Source organism: Ferrimonas lipolytica, from assembly GCF_012295575.1.
In the GTDB taxonomy this organism is placed as follows: Bacteria; Pseudomonadota; Gammaproteobacteria; order Enterobacterales; family Shewanellaceae; genus Ferrimonas; species Ferrimonas lipolytica.
The window spans coordinates 3,482,541-3,498,315 of the sequence record NZ_CP051180.1 but is presented as its reverse complement, the minus strand read 5'-3'; the positions used below and the strand labels follow the sequence as shown (position 1 = coordinate 3,498,315).

Genomic DNA, 15,775 nt, shown 5'->3' with positions numbered 1-15,775 from the left:
TGCTTCGATACACTAAGGTAAACAACAATCCATATACTCTGGCTATTATTAATTGCGGTTGTGAACAGACACCAATTAATTCATAATCAATTACAAATTACGTAAATTTAAACCTTACTGCAGACTCATGGCGTTTCGATTACTGTTGATTAGCACACTCATTTTTTTTAGCGGCTGTACCAGCCTAAATCAAAACTTACGACCGCAATCTTTTAACAGCTATGAAGACTTTTGGCCGGGACCTGAAGGCGGTGTTGATCTAGTCTGGGCTACTCGTGATCTCAGAACCAAAACAGCGGTAACACAGAAACTACTTAGCTATGACAACGTCATTATTGATCGTGTTTGGCTGGTGCTCGATAAAGAAGCCAATTACGACAACATTAGCCACGGTGAAGTTAAAGCGTTAGCTGATTACTTAATCGAACAGCTGGAAAGACGTATATCCAAAAGCTTTACCGTTGTTAAGCAACCTACCGAGAAAACCTTCAGGATAAGTTTAGCGATAACCAATATTGAAACTCCTAACCCGATATTGACAGTAACCAGCAGTATCCTGCCGTTTGGTATTGGTATATCTGCAGTATCGGAGGTTGTTACTGGCGAGCCCACTAATGTCGGCGCCGCAACTATTGAGTTGAAGGTCAGTGATGCCATTAGTGATAAACCACTGTTTGCTGCAATCGATAATAAATCTGGTGAGAAAAGGTTGTCAGGAATTTTTGACTCAACCAGCGATGTGCGGGATGCCATCGATTTCTGGGTAGATCGATTAGGTCATACCCTCAAAGATGAAGCGCCTAAATGGCATCGGTAATAGTAATGTGATCAACAGCCTGCCACCGAGAGTAAGCAGATCCCCCAATGCTACCAACACTCAAATTAAAGCCATTAAAAAAGCGACCTAATGGTCGCTCTTTTAGAATATTGTTAGCTTTTACCAGCAAACTTATTCAACAGTAACTGACTTAGCTAAGTTACGTGGTTGGTCAACATCGGTACCCTTAATAAGAGCAACGTAGTATGACAACAGCTGCAGTGGCAGGGTGTAGATGATTGGCGCAATGAACTCATCGCAATGAGGTACTTGGATTACCTTCATGGTGTCATCGGATTCAAACTTGGCATCGATATCAGCAAAGACATACATCAGGCCTCCACGAGCACGAACCTCTTCCACGTTGGAGTGCAACTTTTCCAATAACTCATTGTTCGGTGCCACAACGATCACCGGCATATCAGCGTCGATAAGTGCCAGTGGACCATGTTTCAGTTCACCAGAGGCGTAGGCTTCAGCGTGAATGTAGGAGATCTCTTTAAGCTTCAATGCACCTTCCATCGCGATGGGGTACTGATCGCCACGACCAAGGAATAGAGCATGCTGCTTATCGGCAAAGTCTTCTGCTAAAGCTTCGATCTCATCATTCAGCGCCAGCGTTTGCTCCACCTTACTTGGCAAGGTTTGCAGGCTCTGAACCAGCTGTGATTGGGTTTCAACCGACATACCGTTGTATGCGCCAATAGCACCTGTGAGCATAGCCAGCGCAGCTAACTGCACAGTAAAGGCCTTAGTAGAGGCAACCCCAATCTCAGCACCGGCTTTCATCATATAAGCCATATCAGATTCACGTACTAACGATGAACCTGGCGCATTACAGATGGTCAACGATGCCATGTAACCCATCTCTTTAGCTAAGCGTAGCGCAGCCAAGGTATCGGCTGTTTCACCGGATTGAGAGATGGTTACCAGCAGTGAGTTAGGGAACACATGACTTCGGCGGTAGCGGAACTCAGAGGCTATCTCAACGTTACAAGAAACATTAGCGTGTTGCTCAAGCCAGTACCGAGCAGTCATGCCAGCGTGATAGCTAGTGCCACAAGCAATAATCTGTACGTGCTTAACCTTCGCCAGCAGCTCAGCAGCGTTGTCACCAAATGCTTCATCGATCACTTTACCAGCAGCTAATCGTCCCTCGAGGGTGCGCTGCAGAGCCGTTGGCTGTTCGTAAATCTCTTTCATCATGTAGTGACGGTATTGGCCTTTGTCACCGGCGTCATGGGTTACGGTCGATTCGGTGATCTCACGCTCAACAGCATTGCCATCAACGTCATAGATGTTAACGTCACGGCGAGTTACTTCAGCGACATCCCCCTCTTCTAAGAAGGCAAAACGACGGGTTACTGACAGCAGTGCCAGCTGATCAGAGGCAACAAAGTGCTCACCGACGCCATAACCGATAACCAGTGGGGAGCCGGAGCGAGCAACAACCAAACGCTCAGGTTGACGACGATCCACCACCACGGTGCCATAAGCGCCTTCCAGCTGCTTTACTGTCAGCTGAACGGCAGCTAAAAGCGAGTCAGCGGATTTCATCTCATGGTGCACCAAGTGAGCAATCACTTCGGTATCAGTATCTGAGCTGAATACGTATCCCAAAGCTTTTAATTGAGCACGGAGTTCGTTGTGGTTTTCAATAATACCATTGTGTACCACCGCTATCTCATCATGAGATACATGCGGGTGAGCATTGCGTTCTGAAGGCTCACCGTGCGTAGCCCAACGAGTGTGGGCGATACCAGTGCCACCAGACAACGGCTGTTCAACCAGAGCGTTGTCCAGCTCCTGTACCTTACCAACACGGCGAGAACGACCTAGATTGCCAGCATCATCCAAGATAGCAACCCCAGCAGAATCGTAGCCGCGGTACTCCAAGCGCTTTAACCCTTCAACTAGGATCTCCGCTACATCACGTTGTGCTACTGCACCAACAATTCCACACATAAACCCTATACTCCTAAGCTTTTACAGCAGCGCAGATCACCTGCACTCCTTGATATTCTATTTGCTTGCGAACGTCAGCCGCCAAGCGAGTGTCGGTGATCAATCGCGTCACCTTAGCCCACGGCAGTTCAAGATTAGGAATACGTCGCCCAATCTTGTCCGCTTCAACCATCACATTTACCTCACGTGCGACTTCTGCCATCACTCGAGATAAACCAATTAATTCGTTAAAGGTGGTGGTACCACGCTCAACATCAATGCCATCAGCGCCAATAAACAGCTGATCAAAATCGTACGAGCGCAACACCTGCTCAGCCACCTGACCTTGAAACGATCCCGAATGGGGATCCCAAGTGCCACCGGTCATCAAAATGGTTGGCTCTGGTTCCAATCCTCGCAACGCTTCGGCACCGTTAAGGGAGTTGGTCATCACCACCAAACCGCGTTTGTGTTGCAGCTCTGGCACCAAGGCTGCTGTGGTGCGGCCACTATCGATTACGATGCGCTGATAATCACCGATCTGGGCCGCTGCAGCTTGACCAATAGCCAGTTTGTATTGCGACACTTTATGGAGCGGGTCGTCGCTGATCACCTCTTGCGGCATCGCCACTGCACCGCCAAACCGACGCAGTAACAACCCTGCGGTTTCCAGTGCGGTTAGATCTTTACGTACAGTCACTTCCGAAGTCGCAAACTCACGCGCCAGCTGATCAACGCTAACTTCGCCTAGTTGATTAACCAGATTGACGATATTGTGGCGGCGCTGTTGAGTGTTACGTTTCGACATCGGCACTAAGTTTCATTTTGAAAGTTGTGTAAGTATATATCGAAACTTAAAGGGTGCAAGCGAAGCCAGATAAGTGGCGTCAACAAAATTACTGCAATGTTTGGAATTCAACCGCCACATATCTATAGCTTTAGGTTATTTATCGATAGGTTACCGCTAGAGTCTGGCAGGCAATACAGCGTAATAAATCAAAAGCTAAGCTTCATACCAATGAATACTCTATAAACACTCTATAGATAAGAGCACCAATACTAATGAGCACAACAAGACAGCCACATAAGCTTTTGGGTTAAGTTGAGTATTTAGTCAAAATAACTAGCATTAGCGTCAAAATTCGAACAACAAAAGCAATAGAGGCCAGTGTGAAAACTTCCCACGCGTTACATGAAGACCTATTTTCTCTAAGTATTGGGGTATTGGTATTGTCCGTTGCGCTAGTGATATTAAAACAAGCTGGGGTGTTAGTTGGTGGGGTAGCAGGCTTGGGATTGCTAATCAGTCAACTCACCGATGTTAGCTTTGGTTTACTATTCTTTGCCCTAAGCGCGCCATTTTATCTAATGTCGTGGTTTCAGATGAGCCGCAGCTTTACCGCTAAAAGTCTGATGTGTGTTGGTGCTATTTCAATGCTATCAGAGCAACTGCAACACAGCGTCGTCATCCAAGGATTAACTCCATTAGCCGCAGCAACCATTGGTGGAGTGTTATGTGGTTTGGGGATATTGGTATTATTCCGTCACAACGGCAGTGCCGGTGGTTTTAACGTATTAGCTATCTTCTGTCAGGAACGGTTCGGAATCCGTGCTGGTTACCTACTGATGGGCTTAGATCTGTGTATCTTAGTGGCAACCATGATCTGCTTCGGGGTTAAAACCCTACTGGCTTCGGCATTGTGTATCGTCTTAATGAACTTAGTGATAGGCCTAAATCACCGCCCTGGCCGTTATGTCGCCAAGCGACAGCTTGCTACCGGTTAACCGCTTCAGTCGTCACAAAAAGAGCAGCCTTGGGCTGCTCTTTTTGTCGATGCGGAGAGAAACTACTTCTTCACTTTTACCGGTCGCACCCAATTAGCTAGGTGTTTTTGCTTAGTCCGTGTAAGCACTAACTCATTTTCACCAACGTCCTTGGTTACGGTTGACCCCGCTGCGACAGTCGCTCCTTTGCCGATGGTTACCGGCGCAACCAATTGGCTGTCGGAGCCAACGAAGACGTTGTCTTCAATAGTAGTTAGGTGTTTGTTGGCACCATCGTAGTTACAGGTAATGGTACCGGCACCGATATTCACCATGCTGCCAACCTCAGCGTCGCCGATGTAACTTAAGTGACTTGCTTTTGAACCTTTACCCAAGCGGGCTTTTTTCATCTCAACGAAGTTACCTATGTGGCTGTCTTGTACCAACTCAGCCCCAGGGCGTAGACGGGCAAACGGGCCGGCACTACACGCTGGCCCCATCACCGCACCTTCAACAATGGTCATCGGCTTAACTACAGCGTTGTCACCAATGGTGCAGTCTTTAAGGACACAACCGGCTCCAATAACGGCGCCATTTCCGATGCTCACTTTGCCTTCAATCACCACGTTAACGTCGATAAATACATCTTCACCAACATTCAGTTCACCACGAACATCAAAGCGTGCGGGATCCGCTAAGGTGGCACCACTGAGCATCGCCTGTTCCGCTGCTCGAGCTTGAAAGGCACGCTCCAGTTGCGCCAATTGAACGCGATTATTAGCGCCTTCAACCTCAATGGCAGTATGTGGTTGCGCGGTGGCAACGCCACCTGCAGCGGCGGCCATAGCAATTACATCAGTAAGGTAATACTCACCCTGTGCATTGTCGTTAGATAAGTTAGCCAACCACTGTTTCAATGCCTTACCCGGCGCCACCAAGATACCGGTGTTCACTTCGGAGATCTGACGTTGGCTATCGCTAGCATCTTTATGTTCTACAATCGCCTGAACCACACCGCTATCATCTCGGACGATGCGACCATAACCGTTTGGATCATCAAGATTTACCGTCAACAAACCAATGCCATTGTTTGGCTGTACCGCCAACAAACGTTGCAGGGTTTCGGTCTGAATTAATGGCACATCACCGTACAACACTAAAACTTGGCTGTCATCATTCCAGCAGGCTTGGTCAACCGCATGGCCGGTACCAAGTTGTTCCGCTTGCAATGCCCATTCGACGGTATTTTTGCGCAGCGCTTGTTGCAACTGTTCACCACCATGACCATAAACCAGATGGGTTTGGATAGGCTGAAGCGCTGCTGCTGCATCAATAACATGCTGCACCATTGGCTTGCCGGCAATGCCATGCAATACCTTAGGTAGGGCGGAGCGCATGCGGGTGCCTTTACCCGCCGCTAGAATTACAATTTCCAGTGTCATCTTAACTATCCAAATTTAAAAGCTGGCCGAATTATACGCATAGCATCAATATAGGTAAGCCTATTATTAAAAATTAGCGATATCTTACACACTAAGCTTTCGTCTTAAGGCGATAATAACGACCATGCACCTCATTCCTAAAACACGGCTTATCAATGAATTCCCCTTCGGTTGTCCGCGCGCACCTTTACCTATTGCTATACGCCGTACTGATCGCCACTTCATTTCCACTGGCCAGTTACTTAGGACAGAGCTATTCGCCATTACTAACGACCTTGGCCCGATTTAGCTTAGCTGCAATAGGGTTTGTGGTTCTGTTGCAAAAGCAGCGGTTGCTGCGAGGTATTTCAGTATCACAGTTGCTTCGATACAGCGCGATCAGCTTGCCGTTGACGGGATTCTTTTTACTGATGTTTATCGCCGGCGAAAGTGCTTCTGCTATTGATATGAGTAGCATATCTACCACGGTGCCATTATTCAGCGTGTTGTTTGCTTACTTTGGGTGGCGGCAACGCAGCAGTGCTGTTCGTGTTATGGCGCTGCTGCTTGGGGTCTTCGGGGCCTTATGGCTGATAAGCAACGCCAACATTAGCAGTTTAGGGCAGGGTGGTTGGCCAATTGGAAACAGCATATTCTTGGCCGCTTGTGCCTTAATGGGGCTATATCCGTTGATATTAAAGCAGCTGCATCGAGGTGAGCCGATGCTGGTTATTACCGGGTGGTCGTTAATTACCGGTTGTGGCTGGTTAGGGTTAGCCGTTGCTGCAATTCAACCAGCATGGCAACTGCCTACCTCAACGCAAATGGCAGCGATTCTATGGCTGGCGGTTGCCACCACTATGGTGACCTTTTTTCTGTTTCAAAGCGCCAGCATGGTGGTCGGTGGTAGTAGCGCTAACGCCTATTCCCTGTTAACTCCTGCTGCAGTGTTACTACTCAATGTAGGCATGGGTGGTGGGTGGCCACAGCCATTGGTAGCTGTCGGTGTAGTGCCCATCATCGTCGCGCTATTGTGGTTACTGTTGCAGGATAGACAGACATAAAAGGCAATGTCGTAGTTAAGTATTAAGGTTTATATCAAGCCTTCGGCCCTACCGATTGCAGTACTCTTAAGAGGTTATGTCGCGGTGGCGACGGCACCCAAAGGGGGAAGAAGATCAATAGCGATAGTGCTTTATCCTTTGTACCTCGACTCGCCTAGCCAGTGCTTTAACTGCATTAGGAAGAACAACACTTAATTGGTACACAGCCATAAAAAAACGCCGCAAAAGCGGCGTTTTTTATGTGGCTCTGTAAGTTTACTTACCCAGGCCCTTGCGGATAGTTTCAACAACACGAAGCTGCGCCAGTGCTTTTTCAAGCTCCAGTACCACTTTGTCGTGATCCATATCAGCTGCTGGTTTGGCGAGTTGCTCTTGAGCAGCGCGCTTAGCGGCTTCCGCCGCATCAGCATCAATGTCTTCCGCACGAACGGCTACGTCAGCCATCACGGTAAGAAGATCCGGTTGTACCTCAAGGATACCGCCAGAAAGGTAAATTACCTCTTCTTCACCGTGCTGCTTAACCAGTCGAACCATACCGGGTTTGATGGCAGTCAGCAGCGGCATGTGACCAGGGAAAATACCCAACTCACCCATACTACCGGTGATTTGAATCTTCTCAACTAGTCCCGAGAACATCTTCTCTTGCGCGCTAACAACATCCAGATGAACAGTAATTGCCATCTTATCCTCCGGGATTAAACTTTCTTGGCTTTCTCAACCGCTTCTTCGATAGAACCAACCATGTAGAAGGCCTGCTCTGGAAGGTGATCGAATTCACCGGCCAGAATTGCCTTAAAGCCTTGGATGGTTTCTTTCAGCGATACGTACTTACCAGGAGAACCGGTAAATACTTCTGCTACGAAGAAAGGCTGGGACAGGAAGCGTTCAATCTTACGAGCACGAGATACGGTTTGCTTATCTTCTTCAGATAGCTCATCCATACCTAGGATCGCAATGATGTCTTTCAACTCTTTGTAACGCTGCAGGTTAGTCTGTACGCCACGAGCCACTTCATAGTGCTCTTCACCGATTACCAGTGGGTCCAACTGACGAGAGGTGGAATCCAGTGGGTCGATCGCTGGGTAAATACCACGGCCAGCAATCTCACGGCTCAGTACCACGGTCGCGTCTAAGTGAGCGAAGGTGGTTGCAGGAGATGGATCGGTCAAGTCATCCGCAGGTACGTATACCGCCTGTACCGAAGTAATGGAACCGCTCTTAGTGGAGGTAATACGCTCCTGCAGAACACCCATCTCTTCAGCCAGAGTCGGCTGGTAACCTACCGCTGAAGGCATACGGCCTAGCAGTGCAGATACTTCAGTACCGGCCAAGGTGTAACGGTAGATGTTGTCCACGAACAACAGTACGTCACGACCTTCGTCACGGAACTTCTCAGCCATGGTTAGACCGGTCAACGCTACGCGCAGACGGTTACCTGGTGGCTCGTTCATCTGGCCGTAAACCATGGCTACTTTTGACTGTACTTTGTCATCTAGGTTTACAACACCAGATTCAGCCATTTCGTAGTAGAAGTCGTTACCTTCACGGGTACGCTCACCAACACCTGCGAATACAGACAAACCGGAGTGTGCCTTCGCGATGTTGTTGATCAACTCCATCATGTTTACGGTTTTACCAACACCAGCACCACCGAACAGACCGATTTTACCACCCTTAGCGAATGGACAAACCAAGTCGATTACCTTGATACCAGTTTCCAGCAGCTCGGTAGCGCTGGATTGGTCTTCGTAGCTAGGCGCTTCACGGTGGATTTCCCAACGCTCTTCTTCACCCACATCGCCACATTCGTCGATAGGGTCGCCCAGTACGTTCATGATACGGCCAAGAGTAGCAGTACCCACTGGCACCTTAATGGCGCTACCAGTGTTGGTTGCAACTAGACCGCGACGCAGACCTTCTGACGCGCCCATTGCAATGGTACGTACTACGCCGCCACCCAACTGTTGCTGTACTTCAAGCACTAACTTAGAGCCTTCAGTTGCAACGTTTAGGGCGTCGTATACTTTCGGCACGGCATCTTGTGGAAATTCCACATCGACAACCGCACCAATCACTTGAACAACAGTACCTGTGCTCATGATTAATCCTCTGATTCTGTCTTAACCGTTGCGTTAAACCGCTGCAGCACCGGCACAAATCTCACCCAGTTCCTGCGTAATCGCAGCCTGACGAGCTTTGTTGTATACCAGTTGCAGACCGTCGATAAGGTCGCCAGCATTGTCGGTTGCGGCTTTCATCGCAACCATACGGGCAGCCTGCTCAGACGCGGCGTTCTCAACCACACCTTGATAGACCAATGACTCAACATAACGCTTCAGCAGCATGTCGAGCAGTGGCTTAGGATCGTCTGGTTCATAGACGTAATCCCACACCTTTGGTGCATCCTGAGTATCGCCTTTCGGCAACGGCAGAAGTTGATCGATCACTGGCTCCTGCTTCATGGTGTTTACAAACTCGTTGTAAACCACAAAAAGACGGTCCAGTTTGCCCTCGTCATAGGCATCCAACATAACTTTGACAGAGCCGATCAAGTCGTTCAGTTCTGGCGCATCGCCAAAACCAGACGCCTGAGCGACAACGTTACCGCCAAAGCTAGGGAAGAACCCGGCACCTTTGGTGCCGAGGGTGGCCAGCTGCACATCTACGCCTTTCTTCTGCCATTCGGCAGAGGCTTTCAGTACTTGCTTGAACGCATTAATGTTCAAGCCGCCACACAGACCGCGATCGGTAGAAATGACGATGTAACCCACCGCCTTAACTTCGCGCTCTTCCATGTACGGATGCGTGTATTCGAGAGAGCCCTGCGCGATGTGACCGATCACCTTACGCATGCTTTCTGCGTAGGGACGGCTGGCGTGCATACGATCCTGCGCTTTACGCATTTTCGAAGCAGCTACCATCTCCATAGCAGAAGTGATCTTCTGAGTGTTTTTCACACTCGCGATCTTGGTACGGATCTCTTTAGCGCCGGACATCTCTTACTCTCCTATCCTGTTACCAGGTTTGAGTGGCAACGAATTTATCCAATGCAGCCTGCAGCTGACCTTCGATGTCGGAGTTGTAGTTTCCGGTCTCGTTGATGGTCTTCAGCAGATCAGCGTGGTCGTTGTTCACGTAGGAAAGCAGAGCATCCTCAAACGCGCCAATCTTGGCTACTTCAACAGACTTCAGGAAGCCTTTTTCAGCAGCAAAGATGACAACAGCTTGGTCAGCAACGCTCATTGGCGCGTACTGCTTCTGCTTCATCAGCTCGGTTACACGCTCACCGTGATCCAGCTGAGCCTTAGTGGCTTCATCCAAATCAGAGGAGAACTGAGCAAATGCAGCAAGTTCGCGGTACTGTGCCAGAGCGGTACGAATACCACCGGACAGCTTCTTGATGATCTTGGTCTGTGCTGCACCACCTACACGGGATACAGAGATACCTGGGTTAACAGCAGGACGTAAGCCAGCGTTAAACAGGTCGGTTTCCAAGAAGATCTGACCGTCGGTAATAGAAATTACGTTGGTCGGTACGAACGCTGATACGTCACCCGCTTGGGTTTCAATGATTGGCAGTGCGGTCAAAGAACCGGTCTGACCTTTCACTTCACCATTGGTGAACTTTTCTACGTACGCCGCGTTTACGCGAGCAGCACGCTCAAGCAGACGGGAGTGGAGGTAGAAAACGTCGCCAGGGAATGCTTCACGACCTGGTGGGCGTTTCAGCAACAGTGAGATCTGACGGTATGCAACAGCCTGCTTAGACAGGTCATCGTATACGATCAATGCATCTTCACCGCGGTCACGGAAGTATTCACCCATGGCACAACCAGAGTATGGTGCCAGGTATTGCAGTGCGGCCGCTTCAGAAGCAGATGCAACAACAACAATGGTGTTCTTCAGTGCGTCATGTTCTTCCAGCTTACGTACCACGTTAGCGATGGTAGAGGCCTTCTGGCCAATCGCTACGTATACGGAGTAGATGCCAGAATCTTTCTGGTTGATGATCGCATCGATCGCCATCGCGGTTTTACCGGTCTGACGGTCACCAATGATCAGCTCACGCTGGCCACGGCCGATTGGAATCATCGCATCAACAGACTTGTAGCCTGTTTGTACTGGCTGGGATACACCTTCACGTTCAATTACGCCAGGGGCGATAACTTCAACAGGAGAGAATGTATCGGTCTCAATAGGACCTTTACCATCGATAGGTTCACCCAAGGTGTTAACCACACGACCCAACAGGGCACGGCCAACTGGAACTTCCAGAATACGACCGGTGGATTTAACTTTTGCGCCCTCTGCCAAATCGGCATATGGGCCCATCACTACTGCACCAACGGAGTCACGCTCCAGGTTCAGTGCGATGGCGAAACGGTTGCCAGGTAGCTCGATCATTTCACCCTGCATCACATCGGCTAAGCCGTGGATGCGGATAATACCGTCGCTTACAGAAACGATGGTACCTTCGTTACGAGCTTCACTAACAACATTGAACTGTTCAATACGACTCTTGATCAGTTCACTGATTTCAGTGGAATTCAGTTGCATGCTCAAATCCCCAATTAGGATTGCAGCTTGTCAGCAAGGCGATTTAGCTTGCCACGTACAGATCCATCGATAACGGTGTCACCAGCGCGGATAACCACACCAGCCACCAAATCGGAATCAATACGGCAATCTAACTTAACCTTACGTGCCAAACGTTGTTCCAGAGACGCGGCTATAGCTTCTAGCTGCTGTGCAGATAATTCAGTAGCAGACGTTACTTCAGCAGTAACCTCTTTTTGCCACTCTTCACGCATTAACGTGAACTGCTCAGCAACCGCTGGTAGCGCGACTAGGCGTCCATTTTCTGCCATTACTTTAATAAAGTTCTGGCCTTGCTCATCGATCTGCTCGCCGCCAATCTTGATAAAGATGTCGGCCAATTGCCCGGCACTTGTGTAACCAGTCAGCATTGCAGCTACGGTCTTATCCCGTGCTACTTCGGCCAAAAAGGCCAGCATCTCAGTCCACTTATCTACCGCTTGCTTCTCGACAGCAAAATCGAAAGCCGCTTTGGCATAAGGGCGAGCAACAGTGGTCAGTTCAGACATTTAGCCCTCTCCCTTTGCTTACAGCTCAGCGGCAAGCTTATCGATGATGTCAGCGTGAGCTTCAGCATCGATAGTGCGCTCGATGATCTTCTCCGCACCAGCTACTGCCAAAACAGCAACTTGAGAGCGCAATTGCTCTTTAGCACGGTTACGTTCCGCTTCAATTTCCACTTCACCTTGGGCGATGATCTTGTCACGCACCAATACAGCTTCATTTTTAGCTTCTTCGATCATCAACGAGCTACGCTTGTTAGCTTGCTCAATGATTTCAGCTGCTTGCAGCTTTGCTTCAGTCAACTTCTCGGTCGCGGCTTGTTGCGCCAGCTTCAGATCGTTGCCTGCGCGTTCGGCGCTAGCCAAACCATCTGCAATCGCTTTTTGACGCTCTTCGATGGCACCTAATAATGGTGGCCAAACATACTTCATGCAGAACCACACGAAGATGATGAAGGCGATACTTTGACCGATTAGGGTCGCGTTCATATTCACGACGAATCCTCCTCAAAAACCCATTAGTTACTGCACTTTTGCAGCAACAAAAGTTATTGGATTAAAGGGCGAACAGCATGTATAGACTGATACCAACGCCGATCATAGGTACTGCATCAATCAGACCCATCATTACGAAGAAGTTAGTACGCAGTACAGGGATAAGCTCTGGCTGACGAGCAGCACCTTCCAAGAACTTGCCACCCAGGATTGCGATACCGATAGCCGCGCCCATAGCAGACAGGCCCAGCATCAATGCAACAGCGATGTATAACATAGTGAACTCCAGTTGTAGCTAACTTATAAAAGTTAAATTATTGAATTTTATATTCTTAGTGATCTTCACTAGCCATGCTTAGATACACGATCGTAAGCACCATGAAGATAAATGCCTGCAAGGTAATAATCAGGATGTGGAAGATAGCCCAGACCAGCTGCAATGTGCCGCCCATGGTGCCAGCGAACCAACCTAACGAGTACATTAAGGCAATCAGGATAAAGATCACTTCCCCTGCGTACATGTTGCCGAACAATCGCAAACCAAGAGAAACCGGTTTAGAGATAAGTCCAATCAATTCAAGCACAAGGTTGAATGGGATCATTGCCCAGTGATTAAAAGGATTTAGCGTCAGTTCTTTAGCAAAACCACCGATGCCCTTCACTTTGATGCTGTAGTAAATCACCAAAGCAAATACACATAGAGCCATCGCCATTGTGATGTTCAGGTCAGTGGTTGGAACCACTTTAAAGTACGGAACACCAATAGCGGCAGCAGCGGAAGGTAACCAATCGATCGCGATTAAATCCATAAAGTTCATCAACCAGATCCAAACGAAAATGGTTAATGCTAATGGGGCGATGACTGGGTTTCTGCCGTGGAAGGATTCCTTCACGCTCGAATCAACAAATTCCACGATCATCTCGACAAAACACTGAAGCTTGCCAGGAACACCTGTGGTGGAGTTAATCGCTACGCGACGGAAAAGCCAAAGAAAGAAAACGCCGATTCCAATCGAAAACAGCAATGAATCCAGGTTCCAAGTCCAAAAGCAGTACTCACTGGCATCAGCGCTACATGTAGAACTCCGATACTGTAAGTTTTGCAAGTGGTGCAGAATATATTCCTGCGGATTTGCAGCCATGATTCATTCCAATTGTTTTGGTTGAAACAACAATGATGCTATCCAATGCGCAATAAGAGCGACGATAAAACCCCCAATCAGAAAAGAACCTTCTGCTTCGAGAGTGATAAAGGCCGCAGCAAACATCAACGCGGTTAACATCAGTTTGAACGCTTCAGCTAGGAAAAAGAGCAGTACTACTTTTCCAGCGTCCTGAGAGCGCGAACGCCAAAAGACAAATGAAGCGAAGACGTAGTTAGGAACAACTGCAATGGCGCCACCAATAAAGATAAGCCGTCCATGCTCTTGGTCCTGAATTACAGTGCCGAGGATGCTGATTAAGACCACCACCAAGGCTTGGAAGGAGATATAGCGAAAGGCCATTTCCTTGCCAGAACGAGTTGGTTGACTAACCAAAATCTGAAGACTCCATAATCTCACTTAAACGACAGTTTAGTTAACGCATTGTGCGTTAGGACTGTCGTCGCCGTTACATCTCTAAAGCTCGAATAATTTTTCACTCGAACCTCAAAAATCAAGCGAAAGTATACCGCTTAGGCATAAGGATGCAAATTACGGAAGCGTTGATAATTGGGAGCTGTACAGAACAGTTTATAGGCTTGTTAATAGTTTATAAATTTCAAACAGTTGCTGATATAATTTTAGTGCCCACTGGCATTCGTTAACCTTTAATATCATATACTTATTAGACATTTTAAAGGTGAACTACTAGCAGCATAAATTGTGTTTCTCAGTTACGAATTAGCCGCTTATTGGTAAGACTAGGTCATGCCAGCGAGGGAGGGTAGGTATAAGGTTTACTTATTCGACAAGGAATCAACCAATTCCCCCACGATTGAAGTGATTAATAGTTGTTCGCATTTGCGTCAGAAAAAAACAAAAGACAACTACAATAACGATCTTGTGCACAATAACCTTTCACAGCAATGACAATTTGGTAAATTTAGTACGAAAGAAACCCAAGATTGCGCCAGATCTCACCTCCTCCAAAAGTGACAATTGCCACCACTGAAAAATGAACAAAACTTTGAAGCCAATCACTGTTTGCGCCAAAAAAAAACCCACAAACTTTCGCTCGTGGGTTCAAAACAGTTCGATTTTTAGTTAATCAGTCGAGTGGCGGCGCCAACTTGGCGGTTATTTCATCAAGTTGATCGAGACTAGCGTAGCTAATCACCAGCTTACCGGAGCCTCGCTTACCGCTATTGATGGCCACTTCAGCCCCAAGGGTTTGACCAATATGCTGCGTTAATCGTGCAATATCCGGATCAGCCATCAACTTTGGCTTAGTTTCTGGTGGATGTTGTAAACGATTCACCAACTTCTCAGTATCACGAACGGTCATCCCTTTGGCGACAACTTGGCGCGCAGCTAAGGTTTGCTCGTCGCCTTCAAGACCCAACAAAGATCGTGCATGCCCCATCTCGATATCACCGTGCTCTAGCAGAGTTTTAACCTCTTCATTGAGCAGGTTTAAACGCAGCAAGTTAGTCACGGTAGTACGGGACTTACCTACAGCTTCAGCAACTTGCGCGTGGGTTAATTCAAATTCATCAGCTAAGCGCTTAAGTGCAATCGCCTCTTCCATTGAATTAAGATCTTCACGCTGAATGTTCTCAATCAAAGCGATGGCGATAGCAGCGTTATCATCAACCTGTTTAATGATGCATGGCACCGTTGTCAGCTCAGCCAATTGAGCCGCACGCCAGCGGCGTTCACCGGCAATGATCTCATAGCGGTCACCGCTAAGCTGGCGAACTACGATCGGTTGAATAACCCCTTGGGTTTTGATCGATGCAGCCAACTCATCCAACGCATCGTGGGACATATCACGGCGAGGCTGGTATTTACCACGACGTAAACTCTCCACCGGAAGCTGAACTAATCCATGCCCAACCACAGCTTGCGCTGTGGCAACTGGCGCTACTGCAACCTGTTGTTGTTGTAGTTGTTCACTTGCTGCCTGACTGCTGCCAAGCAGGGCATCTAGCCCTTTTCCTAAGCCTCGTTTTTTCACCGTCATCGGTTC

The 15,775-nt window shown here is 48.3% G+C and carries 16 protein-coding genes; 3 read left to right on the top strand and 13 right to left on the bottom strand.

The window, feature by feature from the left end:
* Nucleotides 1-127: 127 nt before the first annotated feature.
* Complete coding sequence (locus HER31_RS15840) at nucleotides 128-817, top strand: DUF3313 domain-containing protein (protein WP_168662012.1); 690 nt, start codon at nucleotides 128-130, stop codon at nucleotides 815-817.
* 132 nt (nucleotides 818-949) lie between these two features.
* Here the strand turns inward: HER31_RS15840 and glmS are convergent, their stop codons facing one another.
* Together glmS and HER31_RS15830 are read right to left on the bottom strand one after the other, a co-directional pair.
* Nucleotides 950-2,782: a glutamine--fructose-6-phosphate transaminase (isomerizing) gene (gene glmS / locus HER31_RS15835; RefSeq protein ID WP_168662010.1), complete on the bottom strand. Its 1,833-nt coding sequence runs from the start codon at nucleotides 2,780-2,782 to the stop codon at nucleotides 950-952.
* A gap of 13 nt (nucleotides 2,783-2,795) precedes the next feature.
* Nucleotides 2,796-3,569, bottom strand: a complete 774-nt coding sequence (locus HER31_RS15830) for a DeoR/GlpR family DNA-binding transcription regulator (RefSeq protein WP_168662008.1) — start codon at nucleotides 3,567-3,569, stop codon at nucleotides 2,796-2,798.
* 362 nt (nucleotides 3,570-3,931) lie between these two features.
* Here HER31_RS15830 and HER31_RS15825 point away from each other — a divergent pair, with 362 nt between their 5' ends.
* The gene (locus HER31_RS15825; RefSeq protein WP_168662006.1) at nucleotides 3,932-4,546 is read left to right on the top strand and encodes a YitT family protein; all 615 of its coding nucleotides are present in this window, start codon (nucleotides 3,932-3,934) and stop codon (nucleotides 4,544-4,546) included.
* 62 nt (nucleotides 4,547-4,608) lie between these two features.
* On the opposite strand, the gene glmU is transcribed toward HER31_RS15825, so the two are convergent.
* The gene (gene glmU, locus HER31_RS15820) at nucleotides 4,609-5,967 is read right to left on the bottom strand and encodes a bifunctional UDP-N-acetylglucosamine diphosphorylase/glucosamine-1-phosphate N-acetyltransferase GlmU (protein WP_168662004.1); all 1,359 of its coding nucleotides are present in this window, start codon (nucleotides 5,965-5,967) and stop codon (nucleotides 4,609-4,611) included.
* A 155-nt stretch (nucleotides 5,968-6,122) separates the two neighbouring features.
* Here glmU and HER31_RS15815 point away from each other — a divergent pair, with 155 nt between their 5' ends.
* Nucleotides 6,123-7,010 carry a DMT family transporter gene (locus HER31_RS15815; RefSeq protein WP_168662002.1) on the top strand — a complete coding sequence of 296 codons (888 nt, stop codon included), beginning with the start codon at nucleotides 6,123-6,125 and terminating at the stop codon, nucleotides 7,008-7,010.
* A gap of 255 nt (nucleotides 7,011-7,265) precedes the next feature.
* Here the strand turns inward: HER31_RS15815 and HER31_RS15810 are convergent, their stop codons facing one another.
* The 10 genes from HER31_RS15810 to HER31_RS15765 form a co-directional block, all read right to left on the bottom strand.
* Nucleotides 7,266-7,691, bottom strand: a complete 426-nt coding sequence (locus HER31_RS15810) for a F0F1 ATP synthase subunit epsilon (protein ID WP_168662000.1) — start codon at nucleotides 7,689-7,691, stop codon at nucleotides 7,266-7,268.
* A 14-nt stretch (nucleotides 7,692-7,705) separates the two neighbouring features.
* Nucleotides 7,706-9,109: a F0F1 ATP synthase subunit beta gene (gene atpD / locus HER31_RS15805; RefSeq protein ID WP_168661998.1), complete on the bottom strand. Its 1,404-nt coding sequence runs from the start codon at nucleotides 9,107-9,109 to the stop codon at nucleotides 7,706-7,708.
* Between the two features lie 33 nt (nucleotides 9,110-9,142).
* Nucleotides 9,143-10,006: a F0F1 ATP synthase subunit gamma gene (atpG, locus tag HER31_RS15800; RefSeq protein ID WP_168661996.1), complete on the bottom strand. Its 864-nt coding sequence runs from the start codon at nucleotides 10,004-10,006 to the stop codon at nucleotides 9,143-9,145.
* A 19-nt stretch (nucleotides 10,007-10,025) separates the two neighbouring features.
* A complete protein-coding gene (gene atpA, locus HER31_RS15795; RefSeq protein ID WP_168661994.1) occupies nucleotides 10,026-11,567 on the bottom strand; it encodes a F0F1 ATP synthase subunit alpha in 1,542 nt (513 codons plus the stop codon).
* A 14-nt stretch (nucleotides 11,568-11,581) separates the two neighbouring features.
* Nucleotides 11,582-12,115 (bottom strand): F0F1 ATP synthase subunit delta, encoded by a 534-nt coding sequence (atpH, locus tag HER31_RS15790; protein WP_168661992.1) that lies wholly within the window; start codon nucleotides 12,113-12,115, stop codon nucleotides 11,582-11,584.
* Between the two features lie 18 nt (nucleotides 12,116-12,133).
* On the bottom strand, nucleotides 12,134-12,604 hold the full coding sequence (gene atpF, locus HER31_RS15785) for a F0F1 ATP synthase subunit B (protein ID WP_168661990.1): 471 nt from the start codon (nucleotides 12,602-12,604) through the stop codon (nucleotides 12,134-12,136).
* Nucleotides 12,605-12,665: 61 nt separating this feature from the next.
* Nucleotides 12,666-12,881: a F0F1 ATP synthase subunit C gene (gene atpE, locus HER31_RS15780; RefSeq protein WP_168661988.1), complete on the bottom strand. Its 216-nt coding sequence runs from the start codon at nucleotides 12,879-12,881 to the stop codon at nucleotides 12,666-12,668.
* A 55-nt stretch (nucleotides 12,882-12,936) separates the two neighbouring features.
* Nucleotides 12,937-13,746, bottom strand: coding sequence for a F0F1 ATP synthase subunit A (gene atpB, locus HER31_RS15775; protein WP_168661986.1), 810 nt, complete (start codon nucleotides 13,744-13,746; stop codon nucleotides 12,937-12,939).
* Between the two features lie 3 nt (nucleotides 13,747-13,749).
* Nucleotides 13,750-14,142 (bottom strand): ATP synthase subunit I, encoded by a 393-nt coding sequence (locus HER31_RS15770; RefSeq protein ID WP_168661984.1) that lies wholly within the window; start codon nucleotides 14,140-14,142, stop codon nucleotides 13,750-13,752.
* 712 nt (nucleotides 14,143-14,854) lie between these two features.
* Nucleotides 14,855-15,769, bottom strand: a complete 915-nt coding sequence (locus HER31_RS15765) for a ParB/RepB/Spo0J family partition protein (protein WP_168661982.1) — start codon at nucleotides 15,767-15,769, stop codon at nucleotides 14,855-14,857.
* Nucleotides 15,770-15,775: the final 6 nt, after the last annotated feature.